Annotated in this window: 17 protein-coding genes; 8 read left to right on the top strand and 9 right to left on the bottom strand. The window is 55.0% G+C overall.

Features of this window, described 5'->3' with window-relative positions:
- Nucleotides 1-104: 104 nt before the first annotated feature.
- From prmA to acuI, 8 genes are all read right to left on the bottom strand, one after another.
- Nucleotides 105-986, bottom strand: coding sequence for a 50S ribosomal protein L11 methyltransferase (gene prmA, locus ACERJC_RS21830; protein WP_178827963.1), 882 nt, complete (start codon nucleotides 984-986; stop codon nucleotides 105-107).
- An 11-nt stretch (nucleotides 987-997) separates the two neighbouring features.
- Entirely contained in the window at nucleotides 998-2449 is a 1452-nt protein-coding gene (panF, locus tag ACERJC_RS21835) for a sodium/pantothenate symporter (RefSeq protein ID WP_373672480.1), read from the bottom strand.
- Nucleotides 2439-2681 carry a YhdT family protein gene (locus tag ACERJC_RS21840; protein ID WP_046489353.1) on the bottom strand — a complete coding sequence of 81 codons (243 nt, stop codon included), beginning with the start codon at nucleotides 2679-2681 and terminating at the stop codon, nucleotides 2439-2441. Before ACERJC_RS21840 ends, panF begins: the two co-directional genes overlap by 11 nt.
- 107 nt (nucleotides 2682-2788) lie before the next feature.
- Nucleotides 2789-4138, bottom strand: coding sequence for an acetyl-CoA carboxylase biotin carboxylase subunit (accC, locus tag ACERJC_RS21845; RefSeq protein WP_178827967.1), 1350 nt, complete (start codon nucleotides 4136-4138; stop codon nucleotides 2789-2791).
- Nucleotides 4139-4148: 10 nt separating this feature from the next.
- Nucleotides 4149-4616 carry an acetyl-CoA carboxylase biotin carboxyl carrier protein gene (gene accB, locus ACERJC_RS21850; protein ID WP_046489344.1) on the bottom strand — a complete coding sequence of 156 codons (468 nt, stop codon included), beginning with the start codon at nucleotides 4614-4616 and terminating at the stop codon, nucleotides 4149-4151.
- Nucleotides 4617-4998: 382 nt separating this feature from the next.
- Nucleotides 4999-5598 (bottom strand): protein-methionine-sulfoxide reductase heme-binding subunit MsrQ, encoded by a 600-nt coding sequence (gene msrQ / locus ACERJC_RS21855; protein ID WP_152406198.1) that lies wholly within the window; start codon nucleotides 5596-5598, stop codon nucleotides 4999-5001.
- Nucleotides 5599-6603: a protein-methionine-sulfoxide reductase catalytic subunit MsrP gene (gene msrP / locus ACERJC_RS21860; protein ID WP_373672481.1), complete on the bottom strand. Its 1005-nt coding sequence runs from the start codon at nucleotides 6601-6603 to the stop codon at nucleotides 5599-5601. It abuts the gene before it with no gap.
- Between the two features lie 105 nt (nucleotides 6604-6708).
- Nucleotides 6709-7683: an acrylyl-CoA reductase (NADPH) gene (gene acuI, locus ACERJC_RS21865; protein WP_286631745.1), complete on the bottom strand. Its 975-nt coding sequence runs from the start codon at nucleotides 7681-7683 to the stop codon at nucleotides 6709-6711.
- 206 nt (nucleotides 7684-7889) lie between these two features.
- On the opposite strand from acuI, the gene csrD reads away from it, so the two are divergent.
- The 8 genes from csrD (at nucleotide 7890) to tldD (ending at nucleotide 20275) form a co-directional block, all read left to right on the top strand.
- Nucleotides 7890-9830, top strand: a complete 1941-nt coding sequence (csrD, locus tag ACERJC_RS21870) for an RNase E specificity factor CsrD (protein WP_286631743.1) — start codon at nucleotides 7890-7892, stop codon at nucleotides 9828-9830.
- A gap of 308 nt (nucleotides 9831-10138) precedes the next feature.
- Complete coding sequence (gene mreB, locus ACERJC_RS21875) at nucleotides 10139-11182, top strand: rod shape-determining protein MreB (protein ID WP_000913396.1); 1044 nt, start codon at nucleotides 10139-10141, stop codon at nucleotides 11180-11182.
- Nucleotides 11183-11245: 63 nt separating this feature from the next.
- Complete coding sequence (gene mreC / locus ACERJC_RS21880) at nucleotides 11246-12274, top strand: rod shape-determining protein MreC (protein WP_373672482.1); 1029 nt, start codon at nucleotides 11246-11248, stop codon at nucleotides 12272-12274.
- Nucleotides 12274-12762, top strand: coding sequence for a rod shape-determining protein MreD (gene mreD / locus ACERJC_RS21885; RefSeq protein ID WP_042324970.1), 489 nt, complete (start codon nucleotides 12274-12276; stop codon nucleotides 12760-12762). The genes mreC and mreD overlap by 1 nt, the downstream gene beginning before the upstream one ends.
- 8 nt (nucleotides 12763-12770) lie before the next feature.
- Complete coding sequence (locus ACERJC_RS21890; RefSeq protein WP_042324972.1) at nucleotides 12771-13364, top strand: Maf family protein; 594 nt, start codon at nucleotides 12771-12773, stop codon at nucleotides 13362-13364.
- Entirely contained in the window at nucleotides 13354-14823 is a 1470-nt protein-coding gene (rng, locus tag ACERJC_RS21895; protein WP_046488475.1) for a ribonuclease G, read from the top strand. Before ACERJC_RS21890 ends, rng begins: the two co-directional genes overlap by 11 nt.
- 129 nt (nucleotides 14824-14952) lie before the next feature.
- Complete coding sequence (gene yhdP, locus ACERJC_RS21900) at nucleotides 14953-18753, top strand: AsmA2 domain-containing protein YhdP (RefSeq protein ID WP_373672484.1); 3801 nt, start codon at nucleotides 14953-14955, stop codon at nucleotides 18751-18753.
- A 76-nt stretch (nucleotides 18754-18829) separates the two neighbouring features.
- The gene (gene tldD, locus ACERJC_RS21905; RefSeq protein ID WP_152406191.1) at nucleotides 18830-20275 is read left to right on the top strand and encodes a metalloprotease TldD; all 1446 of its coding nucleotides are present in this window, start codon (nucleotides 18830-18832) and stop codon (nucleotides 20273-20275) included.
- Nucleotides 20276-20324: 49 nt separating this feature from the next.
- On the opposite strand, the gene ACERJC_RS21910 is transcribed toward tldD, so the two are convergent.
- Nucleotides 20325-21137 carry a helix-turn-helix domain-containing protein gene (locus tag ACERJC_RS21910; protein WP_152406190.1) on the bottom strand — a complete coding sequence of 271 codons (813 nt, stop codon included), beginning with the start codon at nucleotides 21135-21137 and terminating at the stop codon, nucleotides 20325-20327.
- Nucleotides 21138-21351: the final 214 nt, after the last annotated feature.

A 21351-nucleotide genomic window follows, 5' to 3' on the forward strand; every position in this document is an offset into this window, starting at 1 on the left:
AACTTCAATGAGTTACGCGACTATTTTAGCGCGGGAAGATACAGGCGTGTGTATTGAAAATGCGGAAAAACGTGGCCTGCGATGAGACCACGTTTCTGGGAAGATTACTGCTTACGACCGGTAATGCGGCACCATTCTTCTTTCTCAACGACCGGATCGAGGGTGAAGAGATCGGCATAGGCTTCGCACACGCTGTCGGCCTGACTGGCAAGGATACCGGAAAGACCCAGCAGACCGCCTGTAACGGGCAGCACGCTGATTAACGGTGCCAGTTCGCGTAAGGGGCCTGCCAGGATGTTGGCGACCACCACGTCGGCTTTCATCGCGTCTGGCTGATCCTGCGGCAGGTAGAGTTCCAGACGTTCTGACACGCCGTTACGCTGGGCGTTATCACGACTGGCCTGAATCGCCTGCGGGTCGATATCGATACCGATCGCTTTCGCTGCGCCCAGTTTCAGCGCGGCAATCGCCAGGATGCCAGAACCGCAGCCAAAGTCGATGACGGTCTTGCCGGTTAAATCGAGGCTGTCGAGCCACTGCAGGCACAGTGAGGTGGTGGGATGGGTACCGGTACCAAATGCCAGGCCGGGGTCGAGCATGACGTTGACGGCGTTCTCATCCGGCACATCGCGCCAGCTTGGGCAGATCCACAGGCGTTCACCAAAACGCATCGGGTGGAAGTTATCCATCCACTCGCGTTCCCAGTCCTTGTCTTCCAGCTGTTCGATTTTATGTGCGAAACCGTTACCCAACAGCGGATGTTGTTCCAGGATGGCGACGACCTCTTTCATGTCGGTTTCTGCATCAAACAGACCGATGACGTCAGTGTCGCCCCACAGGCGGGTTTCGCCCGGCAATGGCTCAAAAACCGGCGTGTCGTGCGTGTCCTGGAAGGTGATGGAAACGGAACCCGCTTCCATCAGGGCATCGCTCAACTCTTCCGCGTTAGCGCCCGTCGTATTCAGTTTTAATTGGATCCATGGCATGGCAAAACTCTTTATTTATCAGTAGACAATACAGCGGCTTGCGGGGCAGGAGAACCGAAACGGTTTCCAACCAGGAAAGCCAACAAACTTAACAGTAGCGAGGGCACAATCGGGTGGAAGCCCAGGTACTGAACGTTAAAGGTGGCGAGAATCGCGTACAGAACGCCGCCGACAATCATCGCACTCAGTGCACCGCTTGCGTTCGCGCGCTCCCAGTAAAGGCCGAGCACCAGCGGCCATAAGAACACGGCTTCCAGCCCGCCAAACGCCAGCAGGTTCAGCCAGATAATCATCTCTGGCGGTTTCCAGGCGGCAAGCAGTAATAGCGCGCCTAAGATCAGGGTGATCATTGCCGACATTCGCTTCAGTCGTGTCTCATTCTGTAACTGCTCCGGGCGGATGTTGAGATAGAGATCTTTAATGATCGTAGCGGAACTTTGCAGCAATTGGGCGTTGATCGTCGACATAATGGCCGCCATCGGCGCGGCAAGGAAGATCCCGGCGGCAAAAGGCGGCAGCACTTTCACCATCAGCGTTGGGATAACCAGATCCGGCACCGTCAGGTCAGGGATCACCGCTCGCCCTAGCGCGCCGGCAAGGTGCATACCGAACATCAGGATTGCCACCACGATGGTGCCGATGATAATCCCCCGGTGTACGGCTTTGCTGTCTTTGTAGGAGATGCTGCGCACAGCCGTATGCGGCAGGCCAACCACGCCAAAGCACACCAACACCCAGAATGAGGTCATAAAGGCCGGAGACAGAATGTTATCGGCACCCTGTGGCGAAACCAGTTTCGGGTCGATGGCGTTTAAGGTCTCTACGGCATGGCTCAGGCCGCCAGCGGCGTGCACGATACCCACCAGCAGCACGATGGTGCCAATCAGCATCACCAGTCCCTGCATCGTGTCGTTAAGCACGCTGGCACGAAAGCCGCCGAACGCGGTATACAGCGCAATGCTGACGCCGAAAATCAGCAGGCCTGTTTCATAGGGAATGCCTGCGGCGGTTTCCAGCAGGCGCGCGCCGCCGATGAATTGTACGGTCATGGCACCGACAAACGCCACTAACAGACTGAGGCTCGCCAGCCACACCAGAAGGCGACTCTGGTAGCGGGCAAACAGCATATCGTTGAGGGTGACGGCATTATAGCGACGGGCAAGGATAGCGAATTTCTTGCCAAGGATCCCCAGCGATAGCCAGACGGCGGGGAGCTGAATCATGGCCAGCAGTACCCAGCCCAACCCATATTTATAGGCAGCACCAGGCCCGCCAATAAATGAGCTAGCGCTGATGTAGGTCGCGGTCAGCGTCATCGCCAGCACGATCCCGCCCATTGAGCGACTGCCGAGGAAATATTCATTCAGGAAGGTGCCGGTTTGCCGTTTACGCATGGCGTAGACAGAAAGGCCAAACACCACGACCAGATAGGCAATCAGCGGCAGAATGACTTCAAGCTGCATCGTCATCCTCCAGGGGAATGTCACGGTAGATAAATTTCACCATGGCCCAGCACAGTAAAATGAAGATCAGCGGCGTCAGCAGACAGGCCAGTTCAAACCAGTGTGGCAGACCGGTAAAGCCGATCGCCGAATCAGGTAAGTAAGCAGCCACTAACCACGCAGCCAGATAGAGAAGGGTCAGCCACAGCGCCCAGCGCGCCTCTTTGTGGGCCTGAACAAAACGGTTGTCCATTTTTTGTCCCTTGTGGAAAAAGAAAGCGGGGATTGTACCTTATGGAATTGACGACCCCCAGAAATAAAAAAGGCCGGAAAATCCGGCCTTTTGACGCTGATGCAGTCTTATTTTTCCTGAAGACCGAGTTTTTTCTCCAGATAGTGGATGTTGGTTCCACCATGCTGGAAGTGCTCGTCGTTCATGATACGGGTCTGCAAATCAATGTTGGTTTTGATGCCGTCGATGATCAGTTCCTGCAGGGCGTTCTTCATGCGGGCAATTGCCACGTCACGAGTTTCACCGTAGCAGATCAGCTTGCCGATCATTGAGTCATAGTATGGCGGTACGGTGTAACCGGCATAGATATGCGATTCCCAGCGTACGCCAAAGCCACCCGGCGCGTGAAAACGGGTGATTTTACCCGGGCTCGGCAGGAAGGTGTTCGGATCTTCGGCGTTGATACGGCATTCCACCGCATGGCCTTTGACCACCACTTCTTCTTGCTTGATCGACAGCGGTTGACCCGCCGCGATGCGCAGCTGTTCTTTGATCAGGTCAACGCCGGTGATCATTTCGGTCACCGGATGTTCAACCTGAATACGGGTGTTCATTTCAATGAAATAGAACTCGCCGTTTTCGAACAGGAACTCAAAGGTGCCTGCGCCACGATAGCCGATATCCACACACGCTTTCGCGCAACGCTCACCGATGTAGCGACGCAGTTCCGGGGTAATGCCCGGTGCCGGTGCCTCTTCGACGACTTTCTGGTGACGACGCTGCATAGAGCAGTCACGTTCAGCCAGATAGATAGCGTTACCCTGACCGTCTGCCAGCACCTGAATTTCGATGTGGCGTGGGTTCTCGAGGTATTTCTCCATGTAAACCATGTCGTTGCTGAAAGCTGCTTTTGCTTCCGCCTTGGTCATGGAGATGGATTGCGCCAGTTCGGCATCGCCGCGTACTACGCGCATACCGCGACCGCCGCCGCCGCCGGACGCCTTGATGATAACCGGGTAGCCGATGCGTTTTGCATGGGCGCGGTTAGCATCCATATCGTCGGTCAGAGGGCCGTCAGAACCCGGTACGGTTGGGACGCCAGCTTTCTTCATCGCGGTGATAGCCGACACTTTGTCACCCATCAGACGGATGGTGTCCGCTTTCGGGCCGATGAAGATAAAGCCAGAACGTTCAACCTGTTCAGCAAAATTGGCGTTCTCAGAGAGGAAGCCATAACCCGGGTGAATTGCCACCGCGCCGGTGATTTCAGCGGCGCTGATGATAGCCGGGATGTTCAGATAACTTTTTACGGACGGAGCCGGGCCAATACAAACCGTCTCATCCGCCAGTAATACGTGTTTTAAATCGCGATCCGCGCTGGAGTGCACAGCGACAGTCTTGATACCCAGTTCTTTACAGGCACGAAGAATTCGCAATGCAATCTCGCCGCGGTTGGCGATAACAATTTTATCCAGCATGTTCGCCTCGTTACTCGATGACGACCAGCGGCTCGTCAAATTCTACCGGTTGACCACTTTCGACCAGGATGGCTTTCACGACACCTGATTTGTCCGCTTCGATCTGGTTCATCATTTTCATGGCTTCAACGATGCACAGGGTATCGCCTGCGTTAACTTTCTGACCCACTTCGATGAACGCTTTTGCGTCCGGGCTCGGGGTGCGGTAGAAAGTACCAACCATTGGGGAACGTACGATGTGACCACTGATTTCTGCGGCTGCCGCAGCCGGCGCTTCTGCTGCCGGAGCAACTGCGTTAGACAGAGCAGGTTGCTGCTGCATCATTGGTGCAGCGTAGGCTTGTTGCATCATCGGGAAGCTACCTGCTGGCGCTGCGCGACTGATGCGTACAGACTCTTCGCCTTCAGAGATTTCCAGTTCGGAGATGCCTGATTCTTCAACCAGCTCGATCAGTTTTTTAATCTTACGAATATCCATGAGTGGGTTCCGTACTCTTTGTTTAGTGTGATTGTGACAGGCGTTAAGCGCTGTCTGTAAAGCGTGAGTCCCGACGGCAAAACGGCTTCTGCCTGCCTGGACGCCGGTATATTCCGCCTCAACGATTTATGTGAGACTTGTCGGTTAACATGCTGCGATTTGCTGCAATCCTCCGGCAAAAAACAAAATATACCTTCAATGCTCGATTGTCACCTTTTCAGCGGTCTAAAAACGCCGTCCAGGGAGCCAAGGTCGCACATTATAATGATTTCGTAGCAATTGGCAGCTAAATACTGGTCTTATCAGGGAAGATAATCAACCGCTAACACACAAATAACATCCGAGTCTCTGCATTTTGTAACCGACTGCACAGTTCGCCGAACTAGCGCCACCACTGGCGGAACTTCTTGTAACGGCAGGCCAAAAGCAGTAGTGCCAGCAGGGCATAAATGATGGGTTGAGGCGACAAGATCTTCACCGACCACAGGTAATGTATCGGGGCGAGGATCGCCACAAGATAGACGAAATTGTGTAAAAGTTGCCAGCGCTTGCCCAGTTTTCGTTGTGCCGCCTGTGTTGACGTTAGCGTCAGCGCGAACAGGATGAGCCAACTGGTGATCCCAAGCGTCAAATACGGGCGCGTAATCAGTTCTCGTCCCAACAATCCGAGATTATGGATACCCAACTCCAGCAGCGCGTAACTGGTCAGATGCAGCGTGGCCCAGGCGAAACACCATAACCCCAGCAGACGACGGGTGCGTATCAATAATGGCTGTTTAGCGTAGCGCGCGAGCGGCGTGACCAGCAAGGCGGCGAGCAGAAATTTCAGAGCCATCCTACCGGTAAAATGCTGGATATCCTTCACGGGATCGGCGCTGAGCCCGCCGCTATTAATCGCCCAGAACAGCCAGAGAAACGGCAGCAGTCCCGCCAGATGAAGGGCAACTTTCAACCAGGTTATCTGTTTTGCACTTAGCCGCACTTAGAAATTCTCCCGCAAATCCAGGCCGCGATACAGCGTAGCCACTTCATCGGCATAGCCATTAAACAGTAAAGTGGGTTGCCGTTGGACATCCAGAATCCCGCCCGCGCCAATAAACCGTTCTGTTGCCTGCGACCAGCGTGGATGATCGACATGCGGATTCACATTGGCGTAAAAACCGTATTCATCGGCAGCGGCAAGATTCCAGGTGGTTGGCGGCCGTTCGCGAGTCAGTTTAATGCTGACGATCGATTTAATGCCTTTAAAGCCATATTTCCATGGCACCGTCAGGCGAATGGGGGCACCGTTTTGCGGCGGCAGCGCTTTACCGTAAACGCCAACGGTCAGCAACGTCAGCGGATGCATCGCTTCGTCCAGCCGCAGACCTTCGACATAGGGGTATTTCAATCCACCGCCAATGAAGCGATCTTTTTGTCCTGGCATATCGTCCGGCGCGTAAAGTGTCTCGAATGCGACATATTTAGCATTGCTGGTGGGTTCGACGAGTGCCAGCAGTTTATGTAAAGGAAAGCCAATCCACGGCACCACCATCGACCAGGCTTCAACGCAGCGCATCCGGTAAATTCGTTCTTCTAAGGGAAAGCGCGTTGTCAGCGCATCGTGATCCAGGGTTAACGGTTTGGCTACTTCGCCGCTGATTTTCAGCGTCCAGGGATCGGTTTTCATGCTGCCGGCATTGGCGGCAGGATCGGCCTTATCCAGACCAAATTCGTAGAAATTGTTGTAGCCAGTGACTTTCTCTTCTGGCGTTAAAGGCAGTGCGTTTTGCCATGCCGCAGGTTTGCTGAAATCCAGCGGTTTGCCGGAGGGTGCGGGTGGGCGATCGTTGCCTTTGAACCAGCTCAGTAGATCCGCCTGCGCCGCTATCGGTAGCGACAGCGTGGCAGCCCCGATCCCCAGCGCTTTCAGCACCTGGCGGCGATGCATAAAGAAAGCCGATTCTGCAGTGACATCGGCTTCAGTAAGTGGACGTGATTTTTTCATAACAGGCTCCCGGCGTACGCATAACGCGTAGTTACTATGGCAGGGAGTCTGTCAGTGCGCAGCGAAATTTAGTTAATTAAGTGTAAATTTCTGCGGCGTTTGTGTTTACTTCACTTTAACCAGCGTACGTCCTTGCGCCTGGTTATTAATGATAGCTTCAGCGAACTTCGGCGCATCGGCCAGCGAAATTTCCGTCGCTGCCTGTGCGTAGAACGATTCTGGTAAATCCTTCACCAGACGCTGCCAGGCCTCTGCGCGCCGCGCTGGCGGTGTCATTACGGAATCGACCCCTTGCAGGCGGACGTTGCGCAAAATAAATGGCATCACCGTCGTCGGCAGGGCAAAACCACCCGCCAGGCCACAGGCCGCAACACAGCCGCCGTAGTTCATCTGCGCCAGCACTTTCGCCAGCACTTTATCGCCCACGGTATCAATCGCCCCGGCCCACAGTTGTTTTTCCAGCGGACGAGATTCGGCGAACTCATCACGGCCCAGAATACGGCTTGCGCCTAACTGGCGGAGATAATCATGGGTGCTTTCGCGTCCGGACACCGCAACAACCTGATAACCCAGCTTATGCAACAGTGCGACGGCGGTACTGCCGACGCCGCCACTGGCGCCGGTGACCACGATTTCACCGTCTTGCGGGCGAATGCCTGCCTCTTCAAGAGCCATCACGCACAGCATGGCGGTAAATCCGGCGGTACCGATCACCATCGCTTTACGACTGTCCAGCCCTTTTGGCAGCGCTACCAGCCAGTCCGCTTTCACGCGTGCCTGTTCTGCCAGACCTCCCCAATGGTTTTCGCCCACGCCCCAACCGGTCAGCAACACTTCCTGGCCCGCATGAAAACGAGGATCTTCGCTGGCCCGAACGGTGCCGGCGAAATCAATACCAGGAATCATCGGAAAGTTGCGGATGATTTTTCCTTTTCCGGTGATGGCGAGCGCATCTTTATAGTTCAGACTGGACCAGTGGACATCCACTGTGACATCGCCTTCTGGCAGCCGACTTTCTTCGAGAGTCTGCACGGATGCAAGGGTTTTACCGTCCTGCTGTTCTAAGATCAAAGCCTGCATAACCTGTCCTCAATTCTGCATGGTGGATTGGAAAATGACGTCTGAAGACTATACTCGCTAATTGAAACGTGAAGCCGATGCAACGCAATAAATTGCCAGATACACCTGATTTGGTAGTATGCACTCACTCTTTGCGCAACCGGACGAATTTTGCGTTTGGTTAAGCTGTTCCGTGTCGCAATTCAACCGTCGGAGTTAACTCAAGGATGCGATTAACGACGAAATTCTCAGCTTTTGTCACGCTGCTCACCGGGTTAACGATCTTTGTCACCCTGATCGGCTGCTCGCTGAGCTTTTATAATGCTATCCAGTACAAGATGAACCATCGTGTCCAGGCGGTGGCGACAGCGATTGATACGCATCTTGTTTCTCGCGATTTCAAACAGTTAACGTCGCAGATCGATGAACTGATGGTGTCAGCGGACGTCGTGCGCGTGGATCTCCGGCAGGGCGATAAGGTCATTTATAGCCAAACACGCAACAGCAGCTATCGCCCGGTTGGCACCAGTAATCTCTTTCGCGAGCTCTCGGTTCCGCTGATGAAGCACCCGGGAATGACGATGGATCTGGTCTATCAGGATCCGATGGGCAACTATTTTCATTCACTGATGACCACTGCGCCGCTCACGCTGGCCATTGGCTTTATTGTGCTGATGCTGTTTCTGTCGGTACGTTGGCTTCAGCGGCAACTTTCCGGCCAGGAACTGCTGGAGATACGTTCGACGCGAATTTTGAACGGAGAACGCGGCGCCAGCGTGCGCGGTACGGTCTATGAATGGCCGGCGCGCACCAGCAGCGCGCTGGATATGTTGTTGGCCGAAATCCAGAGTGCCCAGGAGCAGCGGAGCCGACTCGATACGCTGATTCGCTCTTACGCCGCGCAGGACACCAAAACAGGCCTCAGCAATCGACTCTTTTTTGACAACCAACTGGCGACGCTGCTGGACGATCAGGAAAAAGTCGGCGCGCATGGCGTGGTGATGATGATTCGCCTGCCGGACTTTAACCTGCTGCGCGACAGTTGGGGGCGTAACCTGGCTGAAGAAGAGCTTTTCAGCCTGATCAATTTATTGTCCACTTTTATGATGCGTTATCCGGGTTCACTGCTGGCGCGCTACCACCGCAGCGACTTTGCCGTTCTTCTGCCACACCGTACTCTGAAAGAGGCAGAAAGCGTGGCTGGACAATTATTAAAAGCGGTTGATGCACTTCCGACTAATAAAATGCTCGATCGTGACGATATGGTACATATCGGCATTTGCGCCTGGCGCAGCGGACAGTCGACCGAACAGGTGATGGAACATGCGGAAGCGGCGACCCGCAACGCCGTGTTGCAGGGCGGGAATAGCTGGACGGTGTATGACGATTCGTTGCCGGAAAAAGGACGCGGCAACGTGCGCTGGCGGACGCTGATTGAACAGATGCTCAGCCGCGGCGGCCCGCGAATCTATCAGAAACCGGCCGTCACCCGGGACGGGCACGTTCATCATCGGGAACTGATGTGCCGCATCTTTGATGGTAATGAAGAGGTCAGTTCGGCGGAATACATGCCGATGGTTTTACAGTTTGGTTTATCAGAAGAGTATGACCGCTTACAAATAAGTCGTGTCATCCCGCTGTTGAACTACTGGCCAGAAGAGAATCTGGCGATACAGGTGACGGTTGAGTCACTGATTCGTCCGCGTTTTCAGCGTTGGTTACGCGATACCTTGATGCAGTGTGAAAAATCGCAACGAAAACGCATAATTATTGAACTTGCAGAGGCGGATGTAGGTCAACACATCAGCCGATTGCAGCCCGTCATCCGTTTAGTGAATGCATTGGGGGTTCGGGTTGCCGTCACGCAGGCGGGTTTAACGCTGGTGAGTACCAGCTGGATTAAAGAACTCAATGTGGAATTGATCAAGCTCCATCCGAGTCTGGTCAGGAATATTGAGAAGCGAACGGAAAACCAGTTGCTGGTTCAAAGTCTGGTGGAAGCCTGCTCGGGCACCAACACCCAGGTTTACGCAACGGGCGTACGTTCGCGCGGTGAGTGGCAGACGCTGACAGCGCGTGGTGTTTCCGGCGGACAGGGGGATTTTTTTGCTGCCTCCCAGCCGCTGGATACCAATGTGAAAAAATATTCTCAAAGATACTCGGTTTAACCTGCCGTTTGTTCAGTTTTCACGTAGAATAACGCGCGCTGTGCCTTCATGGGGGTGTGCTTGTCTGCTCGCCATTTTGTAACAGCACATATGCAGGTGAATGACCTTAAACCGGTTGCAAATGAGGGCGAGGATTGCTGCTAAAGTGCTCAGCCCTGAGGGACTCAGGTAGAGATTTGTAACAAAGGAAACGAACTGCACTAATTTTCACCGTAGCAGATGATTTTTGCGCCTTGTCGCTGCTGCGTGTGGTTGGTAAAGTAAGCGGATTTTGTTTTCCGCCCCAGCTTTCAGGATTATCCCTTAGTATGTTGAAAAAATTTCGTGGCATGTTTTCCAATGACTTGTCCATTGACCTGGGTACCGCGAATACCCTCATTTATGTAAAAGGACAAGGCATCGTATTGAATGAGCCTTCCGTTGTGGCCATTCGTCAGGATCGTGCCGGTTCACCGAAAAGCGTGGCTGCAGTAGGTCATGATGCGAAGCAGATGCTGGGTCGTACACCGGGCAATATTGCTGCTATTCGCCCAATGAAAGACGGCGTTATTGCTGACTTCTTCGTGACTGAAAAAATGCTCCAGCACTTCATCAAGCAAGTGCACAGCAACAGCTTTATGCGTCCAAGCCCGCGTGTGCTGGTGTGTGTGCCGGTTGGTGCCACTCAGGTTGAGCGTCGTGCTATTCGTGAATCCGCACAGGGCGCTGGCGCCCGCGAAGTCTTCCTGATCGAAGAGCCGATGGCTGCGGCAATTGGTGCTGGCCTGCCGGTTTCTGAGGCAACCGGTTCAATGGTTGTGGACATCGGTGGCGGTACGACGGAAGTCGCCGTTATCTCCCTGAACGGCGTGGTCTATTCCTCTTCTGTACGTATCGGCGGCGATCGCTTCGACGAAGCAATCATTAATTATGTGCGCCGTAACTACGGATCGCTTATCGGTGAAGCCACCGCAGAACGTATCAAGCATGAAATCGGTTCCGCCTATCCGGGCGACGAAGTGCGTGAAATTGAAGTGCGCGGTCGTAACCTGGCAGAAGGGGTTCCTCGCGGCTTTACCCTGAACTCTAACGAGATTCTGGAAGCCTTGCAGGAGCCGCTGACCGGTATCGTTAGCGCGGTGATGGTTGCACTGGAACAGTGCCCGCCGGAACTGGCGTCTGATATCTCCGAGCGCGGTATGGTGCTCACTGGCGGTGGCGCGCTGTTGCGTAACCTTGATCGTCTGTTAATGGAAGAAACCGGTATTCCAGTTGTTGTTGCTGAAGACCCGCTGACCTGTGTGGCGCGTGGCGGCGGCAAAGCGCTGGAAATGATCGATATGCACGGCGGCGACCTGTTCAGCGAAGAGTAATCGGATGCCGGCAGGAGAGCGTCACGCTGTCCTGCCGACTCTGATACGAGAATACGCAAACTTATGAAGCCAATTTTTAGCCGTGGCCCGTCGCTACAGATTCGCCTTATTCTGGCGGTGTTGGTGGCGCTCGGCGTTATTATTGCCGACAGCCGCCTGGGTACGTTCAGTCAGATCCGTACGTACATGGATACCGCCGTCAGTCCTTTCTACTTTATTTCCAATGGTCCCCGTGAACTGCTTGATGGCGTCTCGCAAACGCTCGCGTCGCGCGACCAGCTTGAGCTTGAAAACCGGGCGCTGCGTCAGGAGCTGCTGCTGAAAAACAGTGAGCTGTTGATGCTGGGGCAGTACAAACAGGAGAACGCGCGCCTGCGTGAGCTGCTGGGTTCGCCGCTGCGCCAGGATGAACAAAAGATGGTGACGCAGGTCATCTCCACGGTTAACGATCCTTACAGCGACCAGGTGGTTATCGACAAAGGCAGCGTGAACGGCGTTTACGAAGGCCAGCCGGTAATCAGCGATAAAGGTGTTGTCGGCCAGGTTGTCGCGGTAGCGAAACTGACCAGCCGTGTTCTGTTAATTTGCGATGCCACTCATGCCTTGCCCATTCAGGTGTTGCGCAACGACATCCGGGTGATTGCGGCCGGTAACGGCTGTACCGACGATCTGCAACTCGAACACCTGCCGGCCAATACCGATATTCGCGTTGGCGACGTGCTGGTCACGTCGGGGCTGGGCGGCCGTTTCCCGGAAGGCTATCCGGTGGCGGTTGTCTCTTCCGTTAAGTTGGATACCCAACGTGCTTACACTGTGATTCAGGCGCGCCCTACCGCGGGCTTGCAACGTCTGCGCTATCTGCTGCTGCTGTGGGGGGCCGACCGTAACGGTGCCAACCCGATGACGCCGGAAGATGTGCATCGTGTCGCGAATGAACGTCTGATGCAGATGATGCCGCAAGTGTTGCCATCTCCGGATATGATGGGGCCGCCGCCGCCCGTGCCTGCACCGGCGACCGGTATCACTTCGTCACCTGCCGCTCCGCCAGCTGGTACGACGCCGCCTGCACCGCGCGCGCCGGGAGGCCAGTAGTGGCAAGCTATCGTAGCCAGGGACGCTGGGTTATCTGGCTCTCGTTCTTTATCGCACTACTACTGCAAGTGATGCCCTGGCCGGAAGAGATCATTGTCTTTCGGCCAAACTGGGTGCTACTCATTTTACTCTACTGGATCCTCGCCCTGCCGCACCGCGTCAATGTGGGCACAGGTTTCGTGATGGGTGCCATACTGGATCTCATTAGCGGTTCCACGCTTGGCGTGAGGGCGTTGTCGATGAGTATCATCGCCTATCTGGTGGCGCTGAAATTCCAGCTCTTTCGCAACCTGGCGCTCTGGCAGCAGGCGCTGGTGGTGATGTTGCTTTCGCTCGTGGTGGATATTATTGTTTTCTGGTCAGAGTTTTTAGTGATCAACGTTTCTTTCAGGCCTGAAGTATTCTGGAGTAGTGTAGTTAATGGTGTGCTTTGGCCGTGGCTTTTCTTGCTGATGCGTAAAGTCCGCCAGCAATTTGCAGTGCAATAAAGGTTTCTATGACGTCTCTATACTTAGCTTCCGGTTCGCCGCGCCGCCAGGAACTGCTTACGCAGTTAGGCGTTTCTTTTGAACGTATTGTCACGGGAATAGAAGAAACGCGTGGCGAGGGAGAAAGCGCACAGCAATATGTTTCACGTCTGGCACGGGAAAAAGCCCTGGCAGGTGTGGCGCTGACGCCGCGCGATCTTCCCGTGCTGGGAGCAGATACCATCGTTACCCTCAACGGTGAAGTGTTAGAGAAGCCGCGTGACGTACACCATGCGGCGCTGATGCTGCGTAAATTGTCCGGGCAAACGCATCAGGTGATGACAGCCGTTGCGTTGGCGGATAGCCAATATGTGCTCGATTGCCTGGTGATGACCGAGGTGACGTTCAGAGCGTTGACGGATGCGGATATCGCTGACTATATCGCCAGCGGTGAACCGATGGATAAAGCAGGTGCATACGGTATTCAGGGGCAGGGTGGCTGTTTTGTCAGGAAGATAAATGGCAGCTATCACGCCGTGGTCGGCTTACCGCTGGTTGAAACGTATGAGTTGCTGAGCAATTTTAACTCACTGCGTGAGAAAAGGGATAAACATGACGGCTGAATTGTTGGTAAACGTAACGCCATCGGAAACACGCGTGGCGTACATTGATGGCGGTATTCTGCAGGAAATTCATATTGAGCGCGAAGCGCGACGCGGGATCGTAGGCAATATCTACAAAGGTCGGGTCAGTCGCGTACTTCCGGGTATGCAGGCGGCTTTTGTAGATATTGGGCTGGATAAAGCCGCGTTTCTTCACGCTTCTGACATTATGCCGCACACTGAATGCGTGGCGGGGGAAGAGCAGAAGCAGTTCACCGTTCGCGATATTTCAGAGCTGGTGCGTCAGGGGCAAGACCTGATGGTGCAGGTGGTAAAAGATCCGCTGGGCACCAAAGGCGCGCGCCTGACAACCGACATCACCTTACCGTCTCGCTATCTGGTCTTTATGCCTGGCGCCTCGCACGTTGGCGTTTCTCAGCGTATCGAAAGCGAAGCCGAGCGTGAACGCCTGAAAAAAGTGGTCGCCGAATACTGCGACGAGCAGGGCGGATTTATCATCCGTACCGCGGCGGAAGGGGTCTGTGAAGAGGATCTGGCGTCAGATGCTGCGTATCTTAAGCGCGTCTGGACCAAAGTGATGGAACGCAAAAAGCGCCCGCAGACGCGTTACCAGATGTATGGCGAACTGGCGCTGGCACAGCGTGTGCTGCGTGATTTTGCCGACGCGCAGTTAGACCGAATTCGCGTGGATTCCCGTCTGACCTATGAAGCCCTGCTGGAATTTACGGCGGAGTACATCCCGGAAATGACCAGCAAGCTGGAGCATTACAGCGGACGTCAGCCGATTTTCGATCTCTTTGACGTTGAAAATGAGATCCAACGTGCGCTGGAGCGCAAAGTTGAACTGAAATCCGGCGGCTACCTGATTATCGATCAGACTGAAGCGATGACCACCGTCGATATCAACACTGGCGCGTTTGTCGGCCATCGTAATCTCGATGACACCATCTTCAACACCAATATTGAAGCGACCCAGGCGATTGCCCGCCAACTGCGACTGCGTAATCTCGGCGGCATCATTATTATCGATTTTATCGACATGAATAATGAGGATCACCGTCGACGGGTGCTGCATTCGCTTGAGCAGGCGCTGAGTAAAGATCGGGTGAAAACCAGCATTAACGGTTTTTCCCAGTTGGGTCTGGTAGAAATGACGCGCAAGCGCACGCGTGAGAGCGTGGAGCATGTGCTGTGCAACGAGTGTCCGACCTGTCATGGACGCGGCACGGTGAAAACAGTGGAAACCGTCTGCTATGAGATCATGCGTGAAATCGTTCGCGTGCACCATGCTTACGACTCTGACCGCTTCCTGGTCTATGCTTCTCCTTCCGTTGCAGAAACGCTGAAAGGGGAAGAGTCGCACGCGCTGGCGGAAGTGGAGATTTTTGTCGGCAAACAGGTCAAAGTGCAAATTGAACCGCTCTATAACCAGGAGCAGTTTGACGTAGTCATGATGTAAAACGACTGTGCCCGATGGCGCTGCGCTTATCGGGCCTACAAACCAGACGTAGGCTGGATAAGGCGTTCACGCCGCCATCCGGAGAAGTGGGTTTGTGAGTCACATTTTTAGGCAGACAAGGAGAGACGCGTGAGGCGATTGCCGGGGATATTATTGCTCACTGGAGCCGCGCTCGTTGTTGTCGTAGCGCTGCTGGTCAGTGGTTTGCGCCTGGCATTACCGCATCTCGACAGCTGGCGTCCGACGATCCTCAGCAAAATTGAGTCTGCAACGGGACTGCCGGTCAAAGCCAGCCAGATCTCTGCCAACTGGCAAAATTTCGGTCCCACCCTCGAAGCGCGTGATATCCACGCGGAGCTGAAAGACGGCGGAGAATTCTCGGTTAAACGCGTTACCCTGGCGCTGGATGTCTGGCAGAGTTTGCTGCACATGCGCTGGCAGTTTCGCGATCTCACCTTCTGGCAGCTGAACTTCCGTACCAACACGCCGATTGAGCGCAGCGAAAGCGGTGACGGGCTGGAAGCCAGCCGAATCAACGATCTTTTCCTGCGCCAGTTCGATCACTTCGATCTCCGCGACAGCCAAATCAGCTTTCTGACGCTCTCCGGCCAGCGCGCCGAACTGGCGATTCCGCAACTCACCTGGGTTAACGGCAAAAACCGCCACCGCGCGGAAGGACAGGTGAGCCTCTCCAGTCTGACCGGCCAGCACGGCGTCATGCAGGTGCGCATGGATCTGCGTGATGACGACGGTCTGCTGAATAATGGTCGGGTCTGGCTGCAGGCTGACGACATCGACGTGAAGCCGTGGCTGGGCAAGTGGATGCAGGATAACGTGGCGCTGGAGACCGCGCGCTTCAGTCTTGAAGGTTGGATGACCATCAGCAAAGGTGAAATCGCCGGTGGCGATGTCTGGCTGAAACAAGGCGGAGCGAGCTGGAAAGGCGACAATCACTCCCATACGCTCTCTGTGGACAACCTGACGGCACATATCAGCCGTGAACAGCCCGGCTGGCAGTTTTCTATTCCTGATACCCGCATCACGATGGACGGCAAGGCCTGGCCGCGCGGTGCGCTACAGATTGCCTGGATCCCTGAACAGGAAGTCGGCGGCGTGGACAGCAAACGCAGTGACGAACTGCGCATTCGCGCCAGCCATCTGGAGTTGACCGGGCTTGAGGGGCTGCGCCCGATGGTGTCGAAGCTCTCGCCCGCGCTGGGTGATATCTGGCTTGCCACTCAACCGAGTGGAAATATCGATACCCTGGCGCTGGATATCCCACTCCAGGCCACGGAAAAGACCCGTTTTCAGGCGTCATGGCGCGATCTGGCATGGAAGCAGTGGAAGCTGTTGCCTGGGGGAGAGCATTTCTCCGGAACGCTCTCCGGGAGCGTGGAAAACGGCGCGCTGACCGCATCGATGAAACAGGCAAAAATGCCCTACGAAACGGTCTTTCGCGCGCCATTAGAAATTGAAGACGGTGTTGCCACGCTGAACTGGCTGAAGAATGACAAAGGCTTTCAACTGGACGGGCGCAACATCGACGTGAAGGCGAAAGCGGTTCATGCGCGCGGCGGTTTCCGTTATCTGCAACCGGCAGGCGATGACCCCTGGCTGGGGATTCTGGCGGGCATCAGCACTGACGACGGCTCTCAGGCCTGGCGTTACTTCCCGGAGAATCTGATGGGCAAGGCGCTGGTGGACTATCTCAGCGGCGCGATTCAGGGCGGAGAAGCGGATAATGCGACGTTGGTGTATGGCGGGAATCCGCATTTGTTCCCGTACAAGCACAATGAAGGCCAGTTTGAAGTGCTGGTCCCGCTGCGCAATGCGAAATTTGCCTTCCAGCCGGACTGGCCTGCACTGACCGATCTGAATATCGAACTGGATTTTCTCAACGACGGCCTGTGGATGAAAACCGATGGCGTCAATTTAGGCGGCGTGAAGGCCACGAACCTGACGGCTATTATCCCGGACTACGCCAAAGAAAAGTTGCTGATTGACGCCGATATTCAGGGGCCAGGCAAAGCGGTAGGACCGTATTTTGACGACACGCCGTTGAAGACGTCGCTGGGCGCTACGCTTGAGCAGTTGCAGATCGATGGCGATGTGAATGCTCGCTTACATCTGGATATCCCGCTGGACGGCGAAATGGTTACCGCAAAGGGCGATGTGTCGCTGCGCGATAACAGCCTGTTCATCAAACCGCTCGACAGCACCCTGAAAAACCTCAGCGGCAAATTCAGTTTTATCAATGGCAACCTGAAAAGCGAGCCGATGACGGCGAACTGGTTCAATCAGCCGCTGAACGTTGATTTTACAACCACAGAGGGCGCGAAAGCCTATCAGGTCGCGGTGAATCTCAACGGCAACTGGCAGCCCGCTCGCACCGGCGTGTTGCCTTCGCAGGTTAATGAGGCGCTCGGCGGCAGCATGGCGTGGAATGGTAAGGTGGGGATTGACCTGCCGTATCATTCCGGCACGACGTATAACATTGAACTGAACGGCGATCTCAGGAATGTAAGTAGTCACTTACCTTCTCCGCTGGATAAAGAGGCTGGCGCGGCGTTACCCGTTAAAATCAAAGCAACCGGCGATCTGCGCAGCTTTACGCTGACCGGTAGCGCCGGGCAGGAAAATCATTTTAACAGCCGCTGGTTGCTGAATCAGAAACTGACGTTGGATCGTGCAATCTGGACGGCAGAAAGCCAGACGGCACCGCCTTTGCCTGAACGGGAAGGTATTGAGCTGAATCTGCCAGCGATGGATGGTGCGCAATGGCTGGCTCTGTTCCAGAAAGGCGCGGTCGATAACGTTGGGGCCAACGCGAATTTCCCGCAGCATGTCACGCTGCGTACGCCTGCGTTAACGCTGGGAGGACAGCAGTGGAACAACCTGAGTATCGTTTCTGAACCGGCGTCGAATGGCACTAAAGTCGAGGCACAGGGGCGTGAGATCAATGCCACGCTGGCAATGCGCAATAACGCGCCGTGGCAGGCTTTTATCAAATACCTTTATTACAACCCCACCGTAGCCACAACGGATAAAAGCGACGCGCCGGCTTCGCCATTTGCATCCGTAGAACGCTTTAGTTTCCGCGGCTGGCCTGACGTGCAGTTGCGCTGTGAAGAGTGCTGGATGTGGGGACAGAAATACGGACGTATCGATGCGGATGTAGCCATTCAGGGCGACACCCTGAACCTGAGTAACGGCCTGCTGGATACCGGCTTCACCCGACTGACGGCGGATGGACAGTGGGTAAACACCCCCGGCAGTGAACGCACCTCTTTAAAAGGGAAGCTACGGGGTAATAAGATTGATGCGGCGGCAGGATTCTTTGGCGTCTCCACCCCCATTCGCAACGCGTCGTTTAACGTTGATTACGATCTGCACTGGCGCAACCCGCCGTGGAAGCCGGAAGAAGCCTCGCTGAACGGCATTATCCGCACCCGCTTGGGCAAAGGGGATATCACCGAATTAAGCACCGGGCACGCGGGGCAGTTGCTGCGCCTGCTGAGCTTTGACGCACTGCTGCGCAAACTACGCTTTGATTTTAGCGATACCTTCAACGAAGGATTTTACTTCGACTCCATTCGCAGTACCGCCTGGATCAAAGACGGCATATTGCATACGGACGACACGCTGGTGGACGGACTGGAAGCGGATATCGCCATGAAAGGCTCGGTCAACCTGGTGCGCCGCGAGCTGGATGTTGAAGCGGTGGTGGCTCCGGAAATCTCCGCCACGGTGGGGGTGGCAGCCGCGTTTGCGGTGAACCCGATCGTTGGTGCGGCGGTCTTTGCCGCCAGTAAAGTGCTTGGACCGCTGTGGAGTAAAGTCTCGATTCTGCGCTATCGGATCACCGGTCCGCTCGACAAACCGCAGATCAACGAAGTCCTGCGCCAGCCGCGGAAAGAAAATTCGCAATGATTTGACGAGGGCAAGGAATTGCCCCACTCTCAGTACATAGATCCTCTATCGCAGTCACTAACGAGTAGCAATAACGATGAGTCTGAACCTGGTAAGTGAACAATTGCTAGCGGCGAACGGCCTGAAACATCAGGATTTGTTTGCCATTCTGGGCCAACTGGCCGAACGTCGTCTCGATTACGGCGATCTCTATTTTCAGTCGAGCTATCACGAATCCTGGGTTTTAGAAGACCGCATCATTAAAGATGGTTCTTACAATATCGATCAGGGCGTTGGCGTTCGCGCTGTGAGCGGTGAAAAAACCGGATTTGCCTATGCTGACCAGATCAGCCTGCAGGCGCTGGAACAGAGCGCGCGCGCCGCGCGTACCATCGTGCGAGACAATGGCGACGGGAAAGTGAAGACCCTCGGTGCCGTGGAGTATCCGGCGCTGTACACTTCTGTCGATCCGCTGCAAAGCATGAGCCGTGAAGAGAAACTCGATATCCTGCGCCGCGTCGATAAAGTCGCCCGCGAAGCGGATAAACGCGTGCAGGAAGTGTCGGCGAGCCTGACCGGCGTGTATGAATTGATCCTGGTTGCTGCCACCGACGGGACGCTGGCCGCCGATGTGCGTCCGCTGGTGCGTCTGTCGGTCAGCGTGCAGGTGGAAGAAGACGGTAAACGTGAGCGCGGTGCCAGCGGTGGCGGCGGGCGCTTTGGTTATGATTATTTCCTCGCGGATCTGGACGGCGACGTCCGCGCCGACGTATGGGCGAAAGAGGCCGTGCGTATGGCGCTGGTGAACCTGTCTGCGGTCGCGGCGCCCGCCGGGACACTGCCTGTCGTATTGGGTGCCGGCTGGCCGGGCGTGCTGCTGCATGAAGCAGTGGGGCATGGTCTGGAAGGAGACTTTAACCGTCGCGGCACATCGGTATTCAGCGGTCATATGGGTGAACTGGTGGCTTCTGAGCTGTGTACCGTGGTGGACGATGGCACGATGGCGGATCGCCGGGGGTCCGTGGCTATTGACGACGAAGGGACGCCGGGTCAGTACAACGTATTGATCGAAAACGGCATTCTGAAAGGTTACATGCAGGACAAACTGAATGCGCGACTGATGGGCGTGGCGCCGACCGGGAACGGTCGCCGCGAGTCTTACGCGCATTTGCCGATGCCGCGCATGACCAACACCTATATGCTGCCGGGCAAATCCACGCCGCAGGAGATCATTGAGTCCGTAGAGTACGGGATCTATGCGCCAAACTTTGGCGGCGGTCAGGTGGATATCACCTCCGGTAAGTTTGTCTTCTCTACCTCAGAGGCTTATCTGATTGAGAATGGCAAAGTAACGAAGCCGGTGAAAGGAGCCACGCTGATTGGTTCGGGTATCGAAGCGATGCAGCAGATTTCGATGGTCGGAAACGACCTGAAGCTGGATAACGGCGTCGGCGTCTGTGGCAAAGAAGGCCAGAGCCTGCCGGTTGGTGTGGGTCAACCGACGCTGAAGGTGGATAACCTGACCGTCGGCGGTACTGCGTAGCCCTATTTTCCGGATGGCGGCAAAACGCCCCATCCGGCCAGCGCTTGTTTCAGTCTGAATTGATATGTTCCTTACAATATCGCCGTTTCCATGCGGCTGGCGTCAGGCCAGTATGCTTGCGAAAAATCTGCCGAAAATATCCAACGTCATTAAATCCACACTTTTCCGACACTTCGCTGAGTGCCAGCGAATCGCTAATTAACAGTTTTTCTGCGGCACTGACGCGCTGTCGATGAATGGCTTCGGTCATCGTCATATGAAATATCCGTCGGTAAACCCGTCCCAGGTAATCGGCGTTACAATGCAACTCCCGGGCAAGCTGCGATGTGGAGAGTGGCAGGTGATACTGGGTGCGAATTTGCTTGCGCGCCTTATAGGCCAACGCCACGCCAGCGCTATCACCGTGGGTTTCGCTCCCCGCCGCTGAGGCGATTTGCTGCAAAATCAACAGCAAAATAAATTCCAGTGCCGGGCCGTGACGCCTGTTTTCCTGTTCGCTTAAAAACTGACGAAACAGCGACATGACGTACTGTGGGCTGCTGACGCTGATATGCTGTGGTAACGAGAGTAACTGCGTCGGATTTGTTGTCGCGGGCAGCACGTCAAAATGCACCCAGTAAAATGTGAGATCCGGCGGGAAATCCCCAATCCCGACGTGGCGGCGCTGAGGCCACAGCAACAAGCTTTCTCCGGCCTTAACCTCAAACTGGACGTCGTTCTCTCTAATGGTCAGCGTCCCCTGTTGTACAAAAATCAACTCCCAGGATTCCAGCCTGCGTGCCGGATGGCTGCCTACGCCGCGCGAGATGAACAAACCGCCGTTTTGTACCCTAATCGGAAGCGCTATGGATAAATCAAGCATGGATATGTAATTTCTCGCGTTTTTTTAGGCGAAAATAACCTTTCTATATGATTAATAAAAAGTTATTTGATATTTGCCGATCGGCATCACAGTTTTTCCGGCAGGTCGGAATCGTCATCTTTTTATACCTGTTTATCGCCTTGTTGGCACGGTAATTCCGGGCAAAATGACATCTGAATTTTCTTATTAAAACCGGAATCCTGCGAATTTATCG

Origin of the sequence: Citrobacter telavivensis (assembly GCF_041807075.1) — a bacterium.
Taxonomy (GTDB): Bacteria; Pseudomonadota; Gammaproteobacteria; order Enterobacterales; family Enterobacteriaceae; genus Citrobacter_A; species Citrobacter_A telavivensis.